Source organism: Streptomyces sp. NPDC001717 (genome assembly GCF_042892775.1).
Taxonomy (GTDB): Bacteria; Actinomycetota; Actinomycetes; order Streptomycetales; family Streptomycetaceae; genus Streptomyces.
Genome location: NZ_JBIAUK010000038.1, coordinates 43,069 through 61,184 on the forward strand (window position 1 = coordinate 43,069; position 18,116 = coordinate 61,184).

The window sequence follows — 18,116 nt, forward strand, 5'->3', positions numbered from 1 at the left end:
CCGCCGGTGGTCAGCCGCTGCGGGGGCGGCAGACCATGGCGATGAAATCGTGCCCGACTTCCGGGAGCGCCGCGTCCTCCGCGGCGAAGCACTCCTCCAGGAGCTCCAGCGTCCGCGGCTCCTGGTCCCGGAAGTTGTGCGCGATCCCCGAGAACGCGATGTGCAGCACCGTGCCCCCGTACGGCCGTTCCTCGACGACCTCGAAGTGGCGGCGCAGGCCGGGCAGCAGCGCGGCCGCGTCGACGGCCTCGGAGGGGTCGTCCAGCACCATCGACAGCTTGCTGGGCCGTACGACGCGGTGCTTGATCCGACCGTCGGCCAGCCGCCGCCGCTCCTCGGGGAGCTTGGCCAGCAGCGCGTTCGCCGCGTCCAGCTGGGCGTCGGTCCACTGGAAGCGGGTCGGGCCGACGAACTCGTCGATCACGAACGTGCCGCCGGGCTCTATCAGGCGGGACAGCCTGGGCAGGGTCTCGCCGAGGTTGTCGAAGTGGTGCAGCGACTGCAGGCCCAGCAGTACGTCGAAGCGTTCCCCGTCGCTGGTCATCCGGTTGACGTCGGTGACGCGGAAGCGCAGGACGTCGGCGAGCCCCTCCTCGGCGGCGGTGCGGGTGGCGAAGTCGATCCGCTGCTGCGCCACGTCCACGCCCTCCAGGAGACCGAACGCGCCGGTCTTCGCCCAGAGCAGTTCGTTGCCGCCGGTGCCGCAGCCGAGGGAGAGGCCGCGCAGGTCGGTGCGCGGCGCGAAGTGCCTGGCGGCCACGTACTGGGGATAGGAGGTCTCCGCGTCCCCGGTCATCAGCAGGTTCCAGCGCTTGATGACGGCCGGGATCGCCCACCACTCGGTCAGCGAGGGATCGACCTGGGACCAGTGCTGGACCACGCGCGCGCCGCCGCGCACCCGCAGCTTGGCGAGCACCGGGTCGAGGTCCAGCTTGCGCACCTTGCGCAGCAGCCGGTCCGCGTCGTGCCGGTTGATCAGGTTGTTCAGCATGCGGGCTCCCTCCGTACGGCGATGAGCGACTTCGTGGCACCGACGATCCGCTCGCTGAGGAGCACCGATCGGGGGAACAGGTAGCTCATTTCGGTGCGGGTCAGCAGCTCGATGTTGATCACCGCGTTCATCGCCGACTCCGGGCTGTCGGGGCGGCTGTGGACCAGCGGCCAGCGCCGCACCAGGCGCGCCCTGGCGGCCAGGGGCAGGAACTGGAAGCCGGGCGCCACGAAGTGCGGCTCGACCGGGAAGTAGCGGTACGGCGTCTGGATCCAGTGCAGCGGCGCCAGTTGCTCGACGGCGGCCACGAACAGCCGGCGTTGGCTGTGGCCGCCCACGTGCTCGATGGTCGAGTTGGAGAACACCAGGTCGTATCCGCCGCGGGCGCTCAGTTCGGCGGCGACCTCCGGGTCGGTGACGTCGGCGATCTCCGCGCTGATCCAGTCGGGCAGTTCGGCGGGGTGTTCCTCCAGGTTGATCAGGTGGACGTGCTTGGGGCGCACCTGTGCGCGCAGCCACATCTCGGCGGTGCCGCCCAGGTCCACGACGCTCATGTTCTCGATGCCGGGGAAGCAGCGGTGGAACCGCTCCCAGCGTGCGATGCGCATGCGTTCGCCCAAGGAGCCGGGCGCGTCGACGAATTTGTTTCTGAGGGCCCGGGATCGGGGCATCGGATCAACCACCTGTGGTCGGAGCGGAAGAGAGGCGGGCTTCAACTGGACTGCTGCCATTGCGTGTAGAAGCTCGCCGGGTTCATGAGGTAGCGGACGGTGGGGTGCGGCAGGTGGCGCACCCGGTGCCGGCGGGCGTACCGGCGGATCAGCTCCCAGTCCTCGCGGGGCAGCACCTGCGGGGTCCGGCGCAGACGGCTGAAGTGGAGGGAGCGGTTGCGGCGGGCGACGAAGGCGTTGGTGTCCAGGAAGGCCTCGCGGGCGGCGCGGCGCCGGTCCCAGGGCACCGACAGGACGTCCTGTTCGGTTCCGTCGGGCAGGACGCGGCGCAGCGCCGTGTAGACGGCGTCGGGGCCTCCGGCGGGTTCCAGGGCGGCCAGGGTCCGTTCCAGGTGGTCGGGTTCCCACAGGTTGTCGTCGTCCAGGAACGCCACGTACCGCGAGCGGGTGAGGCGGATGCCCACGTTGCGCACGACCCCCGCGACGCCCGTGTTGTGGGCGAGGGAGACGGCGAAGAGCCGTGGGTCCTCGGGGAGTTCCCCGAGTCCGGCGCCGTCGTCGACCACGATCACGACCTGGTCCCGGACGGTCTGCTCCAGGGCCGAACGCACCGCGGCGCGCAGCTGCTCGGGGCGACGGTGGGTGGCGATCACCGTGGCGACCAGCGCCGAGGGCGGGGAGGCGAGGACGCGGGCCAGCCGCCGGGTCTCGGCGTCCTCGACGCGGCGCAGCCGCAGCGCGGTGGGGGCCAGCAGGACCTTGTTCCTGGTCTCGAAGAGCACCAGCCAGCCGAACAGCGCCTTGAGGAGGGTCCAGGGCGCCCGCGCGAGGCCGCGCACGAGGCCGCTCACGGGGCCGGCTCGGGTTCGATCGGGCGGCCGTCGGACATCCGGTTGCCCCGCCACACGTTGCCGGGGCCGCTGTGGTTCCAGTGGGCGACCACGCCGTATCCGCCCGCGGCGGGGTGGTACTCCGTCGAGAAGACGTTGTCGGTGACCTTGATGCCGGTGGCGCCGGTGCTGCCGCCGTAGAGGGCGTAGGCGCCGCCCGCGATCCAGTTGTCGTCCACCGTGACGTTGCGGACCACACCCGTGTCCGCGAAGAGGCCGATGCTGCCCGAGGCGCCCTCCTTGAGGCCGGTCGGGTTGAGCAGGGTGTTGTGGCGGATGATCAGCTCCCCGGTGTTGCCGCCGCCGCTGATCACCGCGTTGGTGTGCTGCCACTCGCCGCCGAGGTTGACGAAGGGCACGATGTCGTGGACGTAGTTGTCGTGCAGGTTGCCCTGCCCCATGGACAGGGCGTCGCCGAACACCGAGACGTCGCACCAGCCGACCTCGATGGAGCTGCCCCCCATGTTCGACACCGCGTAGTCCACGCCTCCGTTGTCCGGGCCCTTGCCGGGCACGGCCGTGATGGTGGAGTGCAGGACCCGCAGGCCGCTGAAGCCGGGGCGCAGGTTGACGCCCCACCAGCTGTCCGAGGTGATCTTGGAGTCGATGATCGTGACGTCGTTGGCGTAGATGTCGAGCGAGCCGGTGATGTCCCAGCCCCGGATGACGAGCCCGTTCTCGCGGACGGCCATGTAGCCGGTCTTGTGGGGCGTGAGCGGGATCCGCGGGCCGGTGGTGGAGGCGTCGGGGAAGCCGCAGGCGCTGAAGGAGGCACAGGCTGCCTTGGCGGCGGGTGAGCCGGAGGGAGTGCCGGCGGCCGCCGTCGCGGTGGGCTTCGCCGTCGGTGACGCGGAGGTGGCGGGGCTGCCCGTGGTCTTGCCGTCCGGGCTCGGCGCGGCGGAGTCCGGTGACGCCGGGGACCCGCTCGCGGGGCAGGTCCGCGCGGAATCCGGGCAGTCCGGCAGCTCGGACCGGTCCGGTCCGGAGCAGGCCACGCCCAGGACCGCGAGCAGGGCGAGTAAGAGCAGTCCCGCGAGCGGGTTTCGGCTGGTGCGCCGTGGCATCGGGTTCACCTCGTGTCCTGTGGGGTGGGCCGGGCCGGTACGGGCGACCGGCGCCGGCCGGGGCGGGGCCGGTCGCCGCCGGGCCCGTCGCCGCCGTCGGTGCCGCGCAGGAAGCCGCGGCTGGGCAGTACGCACACGGTGTAGCCGGCCAGGGCGATCGTGCCGGTCGCCGCGAGCGCGAGCGGGCCGTCGCCGAGCAGGCGCTCGAGGCCCAGGACGGTCGCGGCCATCACGGCGCCGCCGAGGAAGGGCCACGCGCACGCCCTCGCCACCCAGCCGACCCCGATGCCGCCCCGGTTGAGGGCGTAGAGGAACACGGGCACCACCAGGCCGCCCGCCACCAGGACATGGGCCTGGGAGGCTCCGACGATGCCGTTCAGGCGGGCGCCGACGAGGAGCACCGGGATCAGGGCCGCCAGCCACAGGCCCTGCACCAGGAAGAGCGACCGGCGCTGCCCGACCGCGATCAGGCAGTCATAGGCGAGTTCGCTGCCGATGCGGATCAGGCCGAGGGCCATCAACCAGGGCAGGGCCGGTGCTGCGGCCGTCCACTGGCTCCCGTAGATCAGCTCGATGGCCGGCGCCGCGAAGCCCGCCAGCAGGACGCACAGCGGGACGGTGCCGGTGACCACCACGCCCAGGGCGCGGCTGAAGCCCCGTGCGAGCTCCTGCGGCGACTCGGCCAGGCGGGAGAAGCCGGCGAAGGCGACCCTGCGGGCCGCCTCGGAGATGATCCGCACGGGCCAGCCGGAGATGTTGAAGGCGAGGACGTAGAAGCCGAGGGCCACGTCGCCCACCGTCGCGCCGACCAGCATGGTGTCGACGTTGACCACCGCGAGGGCCAGCAGGCTCGCCCCCGCCAGCGGCAGCCCGAACCTCAGGAGCTCCCGGGCCTGCCCGCGGTCCCAGCCGTACTTCAGGGTGCCCGGTGCGGCCAGCCGGCACCCGATGAGCGTGACGGTGTTCCCCGCCACGGCTCCCCAGGCGAAGCTCATCGCGCCCCAGCCCGCGAAGGCCAGCAGCAGCGTGACCGAGGTGCTGACCACGAAGTTGAGTCCGTCGATGACCATCCGCTTGCCTTGGGCGAACTCCCGGGTGAGGAACGCGCCGGGCACCGCCGCCACCCCGCCGATCAGCACGCACAGGCACAGCACCCGCAGGACACCGGTGGCGTCCGGCGAGTCGAGCAGGCCCGCCACCATCGGCGCCGCCGCGAACAGCGCCAGGTACAGCACGCCGCTGGAGAGGGTGCTGAGGGTCAGCACGGTCGGCGCGAACCGGCGCGGGTCCCCCTCCCAGCGCACGATGGCCAGGCTCACTCCCAGCTCGTTCGCGGACAGCAGGACCAGCAGCACGGTCTGCGCGACGCCGTACACGCCCCACTCCGCCGGGCCCAGTGCGAAGCGTGCCAGAACGATGCCGGTCGCGAAGTTGCCCAGGCGCAGGACCAGGGTGTTGATCAGGCTCCATCGGGCCGCCGAACGGACCTTGCGGCCGAGGGCGGGAGGAACGGTGGATGCGGGAGGGGGCGGAGCGGGGGCCGCGCCCGGCGCACCGGTCTCACTGTCCGGGGTGCGGACGGTGTCCATGGGTCGACTCCTCGTCGAGCGGCTCGGCGGTGGTCGGCGCGGCCATGACGGACTGTGGTGCCTCGGGCTGCGCGGCCGCCGGCCCGTCCGCGTCGGACCGCGCCCAGGAAGGCGGCCGTCGGATGCCGAGCGTCCGTTCCACGGCCGGTTCCTCCGTCCGGGAGACGGGGGCGGGGACAGGGGCCGGGGCGCGGGCGGGGGCCGGGGCGGCCGGTCGCTCCTCCGGCTCGGGCGCCCGTGCCTCCGGCCCCTCCCCCTGGTCCTCGGCGGGGTCGGGCCGGTGCTTGCCGGGGCCCCGGCGCTTGCGGGCCTCGACGAAGAAGGTGGCGACCAGGCTGAGCACGAAGCCCAGTGCGCCCGCCATGACGAGGAACTGGATCCGGGACTTGGTCTGGGCCTGCGGCTCCTGGGGCGGCACGATCGTGGCCATCCTGATCATGGCCTCGGGCCGCACCGTCTGCTGGGTCTGGAACTCGTCCAGCCTCTTCTGCGCGTACTTGGTGAGGATCTCGTCCGATTCGAGGACGGCCGCCCGGTCGGTTCCGGTGACGGTCAGCCACATGAACGGGCCGAGGGCGTTGTCGGCGATCTTCGCCTCGTGCTTGCCGGTGAGGCCCAGGGCCTTCAGGTCGGCCACGGCCCCGTCGGAGTTCAGGTTGCGGGCCAGGCCGTCGGCCATTCCGGTGAGCGAGGTCTGGGTGCTCAGGAAGGGGTTGCCGTCGAAGGCCTCCGTGGCCTTCTTGGAGTTCAGCAGGGTCACCGTGCTCTGCGACTGGTACTCCACCGGGACGAGGAAGTGCACGGCGGCGGCCAGCACCGCCGTGATCACCAGCCCGGGTATGAGTACGTACCAGCGCCTGCGCATGACCCGCCAGATTTCGGCGAGATCCAAGGTCTTCCCCTTCTCTGAACTGCTTGTCTACTGCGGTACGAGGTCGGTGGGCCGGGGCCGGGTGTGCCGGCTCCCGCCCTCCAGCAGGACCTCGGCGATGCGCTCGCTCGCCCGGCCGTCCCAGAGTTCGGGGCAGCGGGGCGCGGGCGGATCGTCGAGCACCCGGTTCACGGTGGCCACGACGCGGTCCGGGTCCGTGCCCGCGAGTACGTTGGTCCCCTGTTCCACCGTGATGGGCCGCTCGGTGTTCTCCCGCAGGGTCACGCAGGGCACGCCCAGCGCGGTGGTCTCCTCCTGGACGCCCCCGGAGTCGGTGAGCACCAGGCGGGCGGAGTCCTGCAGGGCGATGAAGTCGAGGTATCCGGCGGCCGGTACGAGCCGGATGCCGCCGGGTACGCCCAGTTCGGCCAGCCGCTCGGCCGCCCTCGGGTGCACGGGCAGCAGCAGCGGGCAGCGGTCCGCGATCTCGCCCAGGGCCTTGAGCAGGCCGCGCAGGGCCCCGGGGTCGTCCACGTTGGCCGGCCGGTGCAGGGTGACCAGGCCGTATCCGCCCCGGGTCAGGCCGTGGCGGTCGAGTACGTCCGACTGCCTGGCCCGCCCCAGGTTGGCGAGGAGGGTGTCGATCATGACGTTGCCGACGACGTGGATCTGGTCCTCCCGGTAGCCCTCGGCCCGCAGGTTCGCGGCGGCGTCGGGCGAGGGGGCCAGCAGGTAGTCGCTGAGCCGGTCGGTGGCGACCCGGTTGACCTCCTCGGGCATGCCCCAGTCGCGGCTGCGCAGGCCCGCCTCGACATGGGCCAGCAGCGGGCCGGCCTTGGCGGTCACCAGGGCGCAGGCCAGCGTGGAGTTGATGTCGCCGACCACCACGACGGCGTCCGGTGCCAGTTCGTCCACGAGCGGCTCGAACGCGGCCATCACCCGGCCGGTCTGCTCGGCGTGGGTGCCGGATCCCGCGCCGAGGTACCGGTCGGGCTTGCGGATGCCGAGGTCGCGGAAGAAGACGTCGTTCATGGACTCGTCGTAGTGCTGGCCGGTGTGGACCAGGATCACCTCGGCGCCGCGGCGCTCCAGTGCGTCCATCACCGGTTTGATCTTCATGTAGTTGGGTCGCGCTCCGGCCACGCAGATGATCCTCTTCGGGCTGCCCACGGCTCAGAGCACCTCCACGTTGGGTCCCGACAGCCGGTTGCGGCAGTCCAGTACGAACGAGGCGTGCTCGCCGATCAGCTTGTAGTCGAAGGAGTCGTGGTCGGTGATCAGGACGACGACGTCGGCCGCGGCGATCTCCTTGCGGGTGGGTTCGACGCGGACCAGCCGCGCGTCCACGGCGATGCTCTCGACCACGTGGGGGTCGGCGGCCCGCACCTTGGCGCCCATGTCGATCAGGAGTTGTGAGATCCGCACCGCGGGCGATTCGCGGGCGTCGCCGGTGTTCTTCTTGTAGGCGAGCCCGAGGAGCAGGACCCGGGAGCCGTTGACGGACCGGCGTTTGGTGTTGAGGGCGTCGATGACGCGGCGTGCCACGTACTCGGGCATGTGGCTGTTGATGTCGTTGGCGAGCTCGACGAAGCGGAAGTTCTGGCCCAGTTCCCGCTGCACGCGCCAGGACAGGTACGAGGGGTCGATGGGCAGGCAGTGGCCGCCGACGCCGGGGCCGGGGGTGAACTTCATGAAGCCGAAGGGCTTGCTGGAGGCCGCCTCGATGGCCTGCCACACGTCGATGTCGAGGTGCCGGGCGAACATGGCTATCTCGTTGACGAGGGCGATGTTGACGTGCCGGAAGGTGTTCTCCAGCAGCTTGGCCAGCTCGGCCTCCTTGGGCGAACTCACCGGCACGGTGGTGTCGACGAGTTCCCCGTAGAAGGCCTCGACGGCCTTGAGCGAGGCCGCGTCGACGCCCGAGACCACCTTGGGGGTCTGCTGGAAGCCCCAGACGGTGTTGCCGGGGTCGATGCGTTCGGGGCTGTAGCCGAGGTGGAAGTCGGCGCCCGCGGTGAGCCCGGAGCCGTCCTCCAGGATCGGGGCGAAGAGTTCCTCGGTGGTGCCGGGATAGGTGGTGGACTCCAGGACGACGGTGGCGCCCGGGCGCAGGAAGCGGGCCAGGGTGCGGGCCGACTCCTCGATGTAGCGCAGGTCGGGCGTGCCTTCCCGGAGGGGGGTGGGGACGGTGACGACGGCGACGTCGAAACCACCGCAGTCCCGGGCGAGTTCGCTGGGCCGGTAGCTGCCGCGCTCCAGTGCGCGGGCGATCCGTTCGGAGGTGACGTCCTCCACGAAGGACTCACCGGCGGCGAGGCTCTTGACCCGCCGGGAGTCCACGTCGTAACCGATCACCTGGTGGCCGACTTCGGCGGCCCGGATGGCGAGCGGGAGACCGACGTATCCCTGTCCCACGACGACGACGCGCATCAGTTACTCCTGTTCGCAAGGCCGGCAGGCGGTGTGCGGCGGACGAGTTCCCGGGCCGTCATGGCGAGGAAGGCGGCGTTGGTGGTGAAGTAGCGCTTGGCGAGCCGGCGGGGCTCCTGGAGGGTGCGGTAGAACCATTCGAGCCCCATCCGCTGCCAGACCAGGGGGGCCCGCTTGGTGATCCCGGCGAGGATGTCGAAGGAGCCGCCGACTCCGTGCACGACGTGCACGCCGGTGCGCTTGCCGTAACCGGCGGTGAAGATCTCCTTCTTGGGCGAGGTCATGCCGAGGAACAGCAGACCGGCGCGGCTGTCGGAGACGGCGTCGGCGATCGACTCCTGGTCGGAGTCGTCGAAGTAGCCGTTGCGGCTGCCCGCGACGTACAGCTTCGGGAACTGCTCGGAGATCTGCCGGAGCATCCGCTCCAGGACGTCCTGCTTGGCCCCGAGCAGGTAGACGGGGATGTCCGCCACCTCGGCCGCGGCGAGCAGCCGCATGAACAGGTCGATGCCCGCGACCCGTTCGGGCAGCCGGACGCCCAGGACGCGGCCGGCCCAGACCACGGCCTGGCCGTCGGCCAGGACGAGGTCGCAGCCGGACACGGCCTCGGCGAGGAGCGGGTCGCGCCGCATGTTGACGAGCTTCGCGGCGTTGACCATGCCGATCTCGATCTGCTCGCCGCGCCGTACGGCGTCCAGGCAGCGCTGGACGGTCTCGTCCATGGTCAGGGGGTCGACTCCGACCCCGAAGAGGAACTGGCGTCCGGTCATCTGGGACCCCCGAGCCAGGCGAACAGCATCCAGCCGAACTCGTACGGACGGCACTCGCGGTCCACCGCGAGCGGCCGGAAGAGCCCGTCCAGGGGTGCGAGCCGGGCGCGCGGCGCGACCCGGGTGGTGAGCCCGCGTGCGGCCCGGACGGCCTTCTTCGGGTCGCCCCGGTAGACCTTGCGCCAGGTGACGCCGAGTTCGTCGCGGATCATCGGCTCGCGCGGGGTGCCGGTGGCGCCCGCGATCTCGGGCACCTCCGTCATCCAGCGCAGCCCTCGGCGGATCTCCGTACCGAAGTCCGTCCCGCCCGCCTCCGTGAGGTCGAACAGGGCGGTCGGGGCCATCGCGTGCTGGTGGACGCTGTAGACGGGGTAGCCCTCGACGACGGTGCCGTGGCGGGCGTCGTAGTGCCACCACCACTGTCCGCCGTCGCCCTGGAGGGCGCAGATGCGGGCGGCGCAGGCGTCGGCGGCCGTGAGGGCCTCGTGGTCCTCGCCGCTCGCGTGCAGCCGGGCCAGGGCCTGGAGCGGATAGGTCTGGTCGGCGAAGCAGGCCACGTGCGACCGGTAGCCGGGCACCAGACCCGGCGCGGTGGCGTGCGGGAACAGCGGGCTGTCCGCGGACCGGGCCGCGAGCAGGCGGTCGCGGGCGGCCGGGATCCGGTCCTCCACGTCCACCGCGGCGCGGGCGGCGGCGAGGGCGGAGAGCACCCAGGCCGCCTCGACCGTGTACTGCGGCCGGCCCGGCAGGTCCAGGGCGGCCACCCGGTCGAGGGCGTCGGACAGCTTGGCGTGGCCGGTTTCGGCGGCGGCCCAGGCGATGAGCGCGGCGTCGCCGAGGTTGACGACCCCGGGCAGCCGCTGCACGAGGAGTCCCGTGAACTCCTCGGCGGTGCGCCCGCCGAACAGCGCGCGCTGGCGCTCCTCGGGCAGGAACCGGGCCCCGAGCGCGGTGATCGCCGCGTATCGGGTGCTGGTCCCCCGCTGCTCCAGCCCGCGCGTGCCGTCGGGCGACACCTTGCCCACCCGGGTGAACACGAAGGTCTCTTCCCCGGCCAGGTACATCGCGGGCAGACCCGACTCGGCCAGCGCGAGCAGCCGCTCGGCGAGGGCGTGCAGCGCCGGGTCCTCGTGAGCCAGTGCTCCTAATCGTTTGGTGGTCATCGGGTCCCCACCCCGATTCCCCGGGTGCTCCTCGCACCCCGCATGTCCGAGCCGTAGCGCTCCAACACACCTATCCCCTCTGCTCGCTCGGCGGAGGGGGATCGCGCATGACGACGTTCCGGCCCGCGGCGGCGTGCGCCGTGGCCCGAACCGTCCGACGGCTGCGTCTGGAACCCCCCAGCGATGCCGCGGACCGGGGCACGCGGATCGGCAGTGTCCCGTCCGGCGCGGTGGCGCCGCGCCCGGACATGACACTGCCCCGGTGCCTCGTCGTGTACAACCCCCCACTGAGCATGGCCTGTTGCCTGCTCAGATCCCGTTGTGCAGGGACACGGTATGCCCACGGATGTTCGTTGATTGTGGTTTTGAGGAAATGGCGTTGCCTCAAATTGCCGACATGTCGTCAGCCGGCCTCGGCCAGCACGCCGTCCTTCTCCTCGTACAGCGCGCCGGTGCTCGGGCACTCCCAGACGCCGGGCTTCCCCCCGGCCTCCACCAGGCGGACTCCGGCCTTCCCCACCCAGCCGATCCGCCGGGCCGGCACACCGGCCACGAGTGCGAAGTCGGCCACGTCCCGGGAGACCACGGCTCCGGCCGCGACGAGGGCCCAGCGCCCGATGCGCACCCCGGCCACACAGACGGAGCGGGCCCCGAGCGAGGCGCCCTCGGCCACCACGACGCCGGCCGCCTCCCAGTCGCCGTCCCGCTTCAGCTTGCCGTCGGGGTCGACCGCCCGCGGGTAGAAGTCGTTGGTGAGCACGGCCGCGGGGCCGATGAACACGCCGTCGCCGAGTACGGCCGGCTCGTAGACGAGCGCGTAGTTCTGCAACTTCACGTGGTCGCCGATGCGTACGCCGGGCCCTACGTACGCCCCGCGCCCCACGATGCAGCCACGCCCGAGCCGGGCCTCCTCCCGTATCTGCGCCAGATCCCAGATGGTCGTCCCCTCGCCGAGCTCGGCCGTCTCGTCGACCTGGGAGGAGGGTTGTATGCGGACGCTCACGGCGCGTTCCCCCTTCGTTCGCGAGGCCCCCCTGAACCACGGGCCCACGTGCGGAGCATATGCGCCGCCGACCCGCCGCACCCGGCGATCAACGCACTGTTCCGCAAACGAACTTGAGCTCGACGGCGAGGGGTCGGCCGGACCGGTGCGCGGCTCGCGCCGGCCCCGACGTAGCCTTCTTGACCAGCGGATTCACCGATCGACCGAACAATGCGGGGGCAGTTCATGACATACCGACGCGCGGCGATACCGGCACTGGTGGGAGGGTTGCTGCTCACGGCGCTCCTGTGGTGGGCGGGGGCGAGTGCCGAGGCGCTGCACCTGGCGGGCAGCCGCGGCGTGCTCGGCGTCGAGGTCACCGCGGAGCTGGACCGCTGGCTGGCCCCCTGGTCGTACGCGCCCTCGTCGCTCACGTCGCTCGGCGACCCCGGACGGTCCGGCGGGACCGGCGACTACGCCTCGCTCTACGCGACAGCGGCGCAGATCCGGTTCGCCGCGGTCTTCGCGTCCTTCGTGCCCGGCGCACTGCTGCTGATCCGCCGACTGCCGCCCGTGCAGGGCCGGGTGACGGCTTCGCTGCTCGCGGTGTGGGCCTGGGGGATGGTGGCCGGGATGCTGGCGATGACGGTCTCGGCGCCGTGGCTGATCGCCTCGATGGGCCACGGCAGTTACCGCCTCCTGCCCCAGCTGTCGAGCGTGATGGCCTCGGGGCGGCAGGTGCCGGTGGTGGCCGCGCTGGTGGCGGCGGCGGTGACCGTGCTCGTCGCGCGCGTCACGGCCAAGGGCGCCGGTCCGGTGCCGCAGAACATCGTCCCCGAGCGCGCCACCCGGCTCGCCGCCACCGTGGGCACCGCGGTGGTCGCCGTGTCGCTGGTGGTGCTCTCGTACCGGACGGTCGCGGCGGAGATCCAGATGTTCTCCCCGTTCGACGGGATGTTCTCCGAGCCGGGCGAGTTCCTGCGCCAGTGGCTGCTGCTCGGCTTCTGGGACTTCCCGTCGAGCGCGGGGGTCGGCAGCTGGCTGGTCCAGCGGACGGCCGACGTGCTGCTGCTCGCCGTGGTGTGGGTGGCGCTGCGGCGGCTGCCCGTGCTGCTCACCCGGACCACCCTCCCGGCGATGGCGCTCGGCGCGGTGGGCGCGACCGTCCTCGGTCTGCTGGTGAGCCGGCTCCTGCGGATCGCGATGGACGACTCGGGCGCTCCGTACGGGGTGCCGCAGCTCTTCGCGGGCCTCGGCGACGGCCTTCCGGCGGCCCTGCTCTTCGGACTGGCGGCGGGCGGCGCGGCCACCGTGGCGCTGCGGACCGCGGTGGGCCGCGCGGAGGCCGCGGCCGTCGGGGCCGACCGGTCGGCCGCCCCGTCCGCATCCTAGGGCCCGTCAGCCCGCGGCGGCCCGTTCCAGGACCTCCAGCACCGTGTCGCGGAACAGCGTCGCCTTGTAGCCGGTCTGCGGCAGGGGGCGGCAGCGGGTGAGGACCGTCGCGGCCGCCTCGGCGAGGAGTTCGGGGGTGGCCTCGCGGCCGGTCAGGGCGGTCTCCACCTCCGTCAGGCGCAGCGGGACCCGGGCCACGCCGCCCGCGGCCACGGCGGCGTGCGTGATCGTGGTCCCGTCGAACGCGATGCGGGCGGTGGCTTCGACGAGGGGCCATTCGGCGTGGGCCCGGCTGATGGACCGGTGGTACGCGGCGCGTTCGCCCGGGAGGGGCGCGGGCAGTCTGACCGCGGTGAGGATGCGGTCGGGTGGCAGCAGGTGGTCCGTCCGGAAGAGCAGGTCGCCGTCCCCGTACAGGTCGGCGACGTCGCGCGGGGATTCACCGTGGATCTCGGCCTCGGCGTCGTGGGCGAGGAGGGCCGTCGCGAGGGTGGACGGGTGCGGGGTGATGCACGGACCGTCGCCGCTGACCACGCCGAAGTGGTGGTCGCCCTGCTGCGCGGGGCAGCCGTCGCCGCCCTTCTGGAAGCAGTCGACGTGCGGGTTGCGGTAGTACCAGCAGCGGTTGCGCTGGAGCAGGTTGCCGCCCAGGGTGCCGGCGGCGCGGATCTGCGGGGTGGCCGCCGCCCCGGCCGCGAGTGCCAGGCCGGGCCAACCGGCGCGCACCTGGGGATCGGCGGCGAGCTCGGCGAGGGTGGTCAGGGCGCCGATCCGCAGCCCGCCGCCGGGCAGCGGGGTGCAGCCGCGCAGGCCGGCGGCGGCGCCGAGGTCGGTGAAGGGGCCCGGGGAGACGCCGCTGCGCTGCCGGGCGGTGGTGTCGGTGCCGCCGGCGCGGAGCTCGCCGCCGCGGGTGCGGACGGCGGCCGACAGGTCGGTGAGGGCGGGCTCGGTGGTCACGTACCCAGTCCTTCCAGGAGCCGGTCGGGGCGGATGGGCAGGTCGTACGGGCGCCATCCGGTGGCGTCGTGGACCGCGTTGGCCAGGCAGGCCGCGGTGGGCAGGGTCGCGATCTCGCCGAGGCCGACGCCGCCGCCGGGGACGTGCTCGAAGCCCTCTTCGTGGAAGTGGACGGTGATCTCGGGGGTGTCGCCGATGCCGGGGAGGCGGTAGTCCTCCAGGTTGTCGGTCAGCACCCGCCCGGTGGCCGGGTCGACGCGCCGCTCCTCGAACAGTGCGTAGCCGATGCCCTGGACCACGGCGCCCTCGCACTGGCTGCGGGCGAGCATGTCCTCGTGGATGCGGCCCGCGGCGATGCCGCTCCACACGCGCAGCGGACGGATCCGGCCGAGCCGGGTGTCCACCTCGACCTCGGCGACCTGTACCGATCCGGTGAACCCGCGGCCGATCGCGATACCGCCCATGGTCATGCCGAAGGGGGTCACGAAGCCCCGGTGGTCGCGGGGGCGTTTGCCGGTGACCCGTACGCCGTGCGCCGTGTCGAGCCGGGTGGCGACGTCTCCCCCGCCGAGTGCCTCGCGCAACCGGGCGGCGGCCTCCGCGGCGGCGGGCGCGAGGGAGGGGGTGGTGCGGCTGCCGCCGGAGGTGGGGCCGTGGACGGTGTCGCTGTCGCCGATCTCGGCGCGCACCCGGCCGAGCGGCAGGCCGAGTTCCTCGGCGACGGCCCGGCGCAGCACGCTGCGCGCGCCGGTGCCGATGTCCTGTACGGCGCAGCGGGCGACGACGACGCCGTCCTCGACGGCGAGTTCGACCTCGGTGGCGGGGTCGAGGAAGTACAGCCAGTTGGCGGCCGCCACGCCGACGCCCCGGCGGAAGCGTCCGCCGCCGCCGCGGGGGCCGGCCCAGAACGGGAGGGCCCGGGCGAGGTCGTAGAGGGCGTGCCGCTTGGGATTGCCGTCCCAGCGGCGACGCAGGGCGATCGGCTCCTCGCCGAGTCGGTGGGCCATCTCGTCGACGGCCTGTTCCAGGGCCCAGCACAGCGGGGGTCCGCCCGGGCCGCGGAAGGGGGCGCCCGGCGGCCGGTGCGTGACGGTGTCGAAGTCGCGGAGCCGGCGCGGGGCCTTGCCGTACATGAACCGGGCCTGTGCCGCCACGGAGGCTCCCACGGAGATCCCGCCGTCGCTGTCCGCGTCCATGGCCAGCGCGCTCAGGTCACCGGCCTCGTCGGCTGCCATCGCCACCCGGATCCGGGTGCCGGGCCGGTATCCGCCGTCGGTGAGCTCCTCGTCGCGGTCCAGCACGACCCTCACGGGGGCGCCGTGCAGCCGGGCCAGCTCCACCGCGGCGACGACGTCGGTGGTCAGCCCCATCTTGCAGCCGAAGCCGCCGCCGACGTGGACGGCCTTGGCCACGACCCGTTCGACGGGCACGCCCCAGCGTTCGGCGGCCAGGCCGGCCACGTGCTTGAGGGACTGCGTGGAGACCTCCAGGTGGAGGGCTCCGTCGACCCATTCGGCGAGAGCGGCGTGGGGTTCGAGCGGGGTGTGGGTCTGCGCGGCGGTGGTGAACAGTCCCTCGACGACCCGTTCGGGGTTCCGGGTGCGGGCCTCGGTGATGCGGCGCACGGCCGTGGCGGGGCGCTTGCTCATGGCGGAGGGGCCGCGCAGGTTGCCGCGCCAGCGCGCGGGCAGCAGTTGGGGGGTCTCGCCTGAGCCGGGCGCCCGTTTGCGGGCCGCCTTGTCCTCGTAGACCAGCGGGCCCTCGCCGGCCCGGGCCAGGCGTGCGTCCAGGGCCGCCGGCAGCACCTCGTAGTCGATGTCGACCCGCGCCGCGGCGGCCCGCGCGGCCGCCCGGTCGGGCGCCGCGACGGCCGCGACCGGCTGGCCGACGTACCGCACCACGCCGTCGGGAGGCAGCAGCGGCACGATCGGGACGTCCCCGGCCTCCAGGGACCGCACGTGGGCGTGGGCGTGCGGGGAGCGGATGATCACCCCCTCCAGCAGGCCCTCGGGGCGCAGGTCCGTGGTGTAGCGGGCCGATCCGTCGATCTTCGCCGGGGCCTCGGCGCGCGGTACGGCCCGTGCCCGCCCGTCGGCGCGCTCCTCGTCGGCGTGCTCCTCGTCGTATTCGCCGGCGCAGGCGGCGGCCACCGCGCTGTGGATGCCCTCGTACGCGCCGCAGCGGCACAGGTGGCCGGCCAGCGCGTCGGCGATCTGCTCCCGGCCGGGCCGGGCGGTGCCGTGCTCGGCCCGCCACCGGTCGTGGAACGCCGCCGCCTCGACGACGAACCCGGGGGTGCAGTAGCCGCACTGGAGGGCGTCCTCGCCGGCGAAGGCGCGGGTCACCGGGTGGCCGGCCAGGCCCTCCACGGTGGTGATCCGGCGGCCGGCCAGGCCGACCGCCGGGGTCAGGCAGGACACCCGGGGCTCGCCGTCGACCTGGATCGTGCAGGCTCCGCACACGCCGCCCGCGCAGACCAGCTTGGTGCCGGTCAGGCCCAGCCGGTCGCGCACCACCTCGACGGCGGCCGGGTCGTCGTCCACGTCCACCTCGCGCCGGGCGCCGTTGACCTCGAACTCCACGAGACGTACTCCTCAGCCGTGGGGTGGCGACCGCCGGGGCCCGCGCTCACCTTCACGGTCCTTGATATCCCGCTTCCGGGGGCGGCGCAGCTCGGCGCGGCCGCCGCCGGGCGCGTCAGAGGTCCGAGGCGCGATGGGTCGGGGTGCCGTCCAGGACCGTGAGCAGCACGGGCAGCCCGGGCAGGTCCGTGGCGGTGGTGGTGAGCGGGTCGTCCGCCAGGACGGTGAGGTCGGCGCGGTGGCCGACCGCGATCCTGCCCGCCTCGTGCTCCTCGCCCGCGGCGTGGGCCGCGCCCACGGTCATGCCCTGGAGGGCTTCCAGGGCGGTCAGGGCCTGTTCGGGTCCGTGCGGCGGCTGGGTCAGGTCCCGGGAGGGGCGGCGGTGGCGGGCGCCCGCCATGACGCCCAGCGGCGGGTACGGGGCGATGGGCCAGTCGGAGCCGAGGACGACGACGGCCCCGGCGTCCCGCAGGTCCCGGCAGCGCCAGGCGCGGGAGGCGCGCTCCTCGCCGAGGCGGCGGGACCAGTTGTCGGTGTGGTCCGCGCGGGTGAAGTCGCAGCAGTGGGTCGGCTGCATGGAGGCGACGACCCCGAGCTCGGCGAAGCGGCGCAGCGTGTCGTCGGGCACGGTCTCGATGTGCTCGACCCGGTGGCGGACCCCGCGCCCGCCGCCGGCCTGCGCCTTCTCCACCGAGTCGAGGACGTGTCGTACGGCCGCGTCGCCGATCGCGTGCGTGGCGGTGGGCACGCCGGCCCGGTGGAGCTCGCCGATGATGCGCGTGTAGTCCTCGGGGTCGGGCCAGAAGGCGTGCGTGGACTCGCCGTGGCAGTCGGGGCGTTCCAGCCAGGCGGTGCCGTTGTCGATGGTGCCGTCCATGAACAGCTTGACCCCGTCGGTCCGCCACAGCCGCCCGCCCGTGCCCTGCTGTCCGATCAGCGCGCGCACCGCGTCGGCGTCGGCTCCGGGCCGGCACCAGGGGGCGACCCGCAGGCGCAGGGGGAGCTCGCCGGCCTCGTCGAGTTCGGCGTACAGGGCGAGGCTGTCGCCGTTCGCGTCCATGGCGTGGCCGCCGGTGAGTCCGGCGGCGGCCATGGCGCGCAGTGCGGCGGCGAGGCGCGCGCGGCGCTCCTCGCGGGTGGGCTGCGGGGCGACGCGCTCGACGAGTTCGCAGGCCGCGTCCTCCAGGAGCAGCCCCGTGGGCCTGCCGTCGGCGTCGCAGACGACCTCGGAGGCCTGCTCGAAGGTCCGCGGCCCGTCGACGCCGGCCAGTTCCAGTGCGCGGCGGCTGGCCAGCATCGAGTGGGCGTCGAAGAGCAGCAGGAGGGCCGGTACCCCGTCGAGCACGGTGTCGAACGGGGCGGTCTCGACGGGCCGGTCGCCGAACGCGTTGGGGTCCAGGCCCCAGCCGTGCAGCCACTGCCCGGGGGCGAGGCGCCGCACCTCGGCGGCGAGGGCGGTTCGGACCTGGTCCACGTCGGTGCAGCCGGACAGGTCGAGGCCGTGGGTCAGTTCGGCGCCGGAGACGGGGTGGAGGTGCCCGTCGACCAGGCCCGGGGTGACCACCGCCCCCTTGAGGTCGATCACCGTCGTCCCGGAGTCCGCGAGCGCGCGGATCGCGCGGTCGTCGCCCAGGGCGGCGATCCGCCCGCCGGCCGCGGCGAGGGCCGTCTCCGGGAGGAAGACGCCCGTCACCGGGTCGAGCAGACGGGCGGAGAGCAGGACGAGACTGGTGCGCACGGGGACTCCTGGGGGATGGGACGGGT

15 protein-coding genes are annotated in these 18,116 nt (G+C 73.5%); 1 reads left to right on the plus strand and 14 read right to left on the minus strand.

Features of this window, described 5'->3' with window-relative positions:
* Nucleotides 1-10 precede the first annotated feature (10 nt).
* The 11 genes from ACFYZL_RS35925 to ACFYZL_RS35975 all read right to left on the minus strand — a co-directional run bounded on the left by ACFYZL_RS35925 (nucleotide 11) and on the right by ACFYZL_RS35975 (nucleotide 11,442).
* Nucleotides 11-991 (minus strand): SAM-dependent methyltransferase, encoded by a 981-nt coding sequence (locus tag ACFYZL_RS35925; RefSeq protein ID WP_384744759.1) that lies wholly within the window; start codon nucleotides 989-991, stop codon nucleotides 11-13.
* Nucleotides 985-1,599, minus strand: coding sequence for a class I SAM-dependent methyltransferase (locus ACFYZL_RS35930; protein WP_384744757.1), 615 nt, complete (start codon nucleotides 1,597-1,599; stop codon nucleotides 985-987). The genes ACFYZL_RS35925 and ACFYZL_RS35930 overlap by 7 nt, the downstream gene beginning before the upstream one ends.
* A gap of 104 nt (nucleotides 1,600-1,703) precedes the next feature.
* Nucleotides 1,704-2,513 carry a glycosyltransferase family 2 protein gene (locus ACFYZL_RS35935; protein ID WP_384744756.1) on the minus strand — a complete coding sequence of 270 codons (810 nt, stop codon included), beginning with the start codon at nucleotides 2,511-2,513 and terminating at the stop codon, nucleotides 1,704-1,706.
* A complete protein-coding gene (locus tag ACFYZL_RS35940; protein WP_388684903.1) occupies nucleotides 2,510-3,616 on the minus strand; it encodes a hypothetical protein in 1,107 nt (368 codons plus the stop codon). Before ACFYZL_RS35940 ends, ACFYZL_RS35935 begins: the two co-directional genes overlap by 4 nt.
* 5 nt (nucleotides 3,617-3,621) lie before the next feature.
* On the minus strand, nucleotides 3,622-5,205 hold the full coding sequence (locus ACFYZL_RS35945) for an oligosaccharide flippase family protein (protein ID WP_388684906.1): 1,584 nt from the start codon (nucleotides 5,203-5,205) through the stop codon (nucleotides 3,622-3,624).
* Nucleotides 5,177-6,097 carry a Wzz/FepE/Etk N-terminal domain-containing protein gene (locus tag ACFYZL_RS35950; protein ID WP_388684908.1) on the minus strand — a complete coding sequence of 307 codons (921 nt, stop codon included), beginning with the start codon at nucleotides 6,095-6,097 and terminating at the stop codon, nucleotides 5,177-5,179. Before ACFYZL_RS35950 ends, ACFYZL_RS35945 begins: the two co-directional genes overlap by 29 nt.
* Before the next feature lie 27 nt (nucleotides 6,098-6,124).
* Complete coding sequence (gene wecB, locus ACFYZL_RS35955) at nucleotides 6,125-7,219, minus strand: non-hydrolyzing UDP-N-acetylglucosamine 2-epimerase (RefSeq protein WP_388684911.1); 1,095 nt, start codon at nucleotides 7,217-7,219, stop codon at nucleotides 6,125-6,127.
* Nucleotides 7,220-7,249: 30 nt separating this feature from the next.
* Complete coding sequence (locus tag ACFYZL_RS35960) at nucleotides 7,250-8,506, minus strand: nucleotide sugar dehydrogenase (protein ID WP_384592596.1); 1,257 nt, start codon at nucleotides 8,504-8,506, stop codon at nucleotides 7,250-7,252.
* Nucleotides 8,506-9,276, minus strand: a complete 771-nt coding sequence (locus ACFYZL_RS35965; protein ID WP_384744748.1) for a WecB/TagA/CpsF family glycosyltransferase — start codon at nucleotides 9,274-9,276, stop codon at nucleotides 8,506-8,508. Before ACFYZL_RS35965 ends, ACFYZL_RS35960 begins: the two co-directional genes overlap by 1 nt.
* Complete coding sequence (locus ACFYZL_RS35970; RefSeq protein ID WP_384744746.1) at nucleotides 9,273-10,439, minus strand: hypothetical protein; 1,167 nt, start codon at nucleotides 10,437-10,439, stop codon at nucleotides 9,273-9,275. Before ACFYZL_RS35970 ends, ACFYZL_RS35965 begins: the two co-directional genes overlap by 4 nt.
* Before the next feature lie 403 nt (nucleotides 10,440-10,842).
* Nucleotides 10,843-11,442 carry an acyltransferase gene (locus ACFYZL_RS35975; RefSeq protein WP_384744744.1) on the minus strand — a complete coding sequence of 200 codons (600 nt, stop codon included), beginning with the start codon at nucleotides 11,440-11,442 and terminating at the stop codon, nucleotides 10,843-10,845.
* A gap of 225 nt (nucleotides 11,443-11,667) precedes the next feature.
* On the opposite strand from ACFYZL_RS35975, the gene ACFYZL_RS35980 reads away from it, so the two are divergent.
* Nucleotides 11,668-12,813 carry a hypothetical protein gene (locus ACFYZL_RS35980; RefSeq protein ID WP_384744742.1) on the plus strand — a complete coding sequence of 382 codons (1,146 nt, stop codon included), beginning with the start codon at nucleotides 11,668-11,670 and terminating at the stop codon, nucleotides 12,811-12,813.
* Between the two features lie 6 nt (nucleotides 12,814-12,819).
* On the opposite strand, the gene ACFYZL_RS35985 is transcribed toward ACFYZL_RS35980, so the two are convergent.
* From ACFYZL_RS35985 to ACFYZL_RS35995, 3 genes are all read right to left on the minus strand, one after another.
* Entirely contained in the window at nucleotides 12,820-13,770 is a 951-nt protein-coding gene (locus ACFYZL_RS35985; RefSeq protein ID WP_384744741.1) for an FAD binding domain-containing protein, read from the minus strand.
* Nucleotides 13,767-16,352: a molybdopterin-dependent oxidoreductase gene (locus ACFYZL_RS35990; protein WP_388684915.1), complete on the minus strand. Its 2,586-nt coding sequence runs from the start codon at nucleotides 16,350-16,352 to the stop codon at nucleotides 13,767-13,769. The genes ACFYZL_RS35985 and ACFYZL_RS35990 overlap by 4 nt, the downstream gene beginning before the upstream one ends.
* Before the next feature lie 115 nt (nucleotides 16,353-16,467).
* Complete coding sequence (locus tag ACFYZL_RS35995) at nucleotides 16,468-18,090, minus strand: amidohydrolase (RefSeq protein ID WP_384744738.1); 1,623 nt, start codon at nucleotides 18,088-18,090, stop codon at nucleotides 16,468-16,470.
* Between the last annotated feature and the right edge of the window lie 26 nt (nucleotides 18,091-18,116).

What these genes read in the sequence shown, in the direction of transcription:
- ACFYZL_RS35960 (WP_384592596.1), bottom strand. Translation starts at nt 8,506, where the DNA reads ATGCGCGTCGTCGTCGTGGGACAGGGATACGTCGGTCTCCCGCTCGCC.
- ACFYZL_RS35925 (WP_384744759.1), bottom strand. Translation starts at nt 991, where the DNA reads ATGCTGAACAACCTGATCAACCGGCACGACGCGGACCGGCTGCTGCGC.
- ACFYZL_RS35980 (WP_384744742.1), top strand. Translation starts at nt 11,668, where the DNA reads ATGACATACCGACGCGCGGCGATACCGGCACTGGTGGGAGGGTTGCTG.
- ACFYZL_RS35970 (WP_384744746.1), bottom strand. Translation starts at nt 10,439, where the DNA reads ATGACCACCAAACGATTAGGAGCACTGGCTCACGAGGACCCGGCGCTG.
- ACFYZL_RS35930 (WP_384744757.1), bottom strand. Translation starts at nt 1,599, where the DNA reads ATGCGCATCGCACGCTGGGAGCGGTTCCACCGCTGCTTCCCCGGCATC.
- ACFYZL_RS35945 (WP_388684906.1), bottom strand. Translation starts at nt 5,205, where the DNA reads ATGGACACCGTCCGCACCCCGGACAGTGAGACCGGTGCGCCGGGCGCG.
- ACFYZL_RS35940 (WP_388684903.1), bottom strand. Translation starts at nt 3,616, where the DNA reads ATGCCACGGCGCACCAGCCGAAACCCGCTCGCGGGACTGCTCTTACTC.
- ACFYZL_RS35965 (WP_384744748.1), bottom strand. Translation starts at nt 9,276, where the DNA reads ATGACCGGACGCCAGTTCCTCTTCGGGGTCGGAGTCGACCCCCTGACC.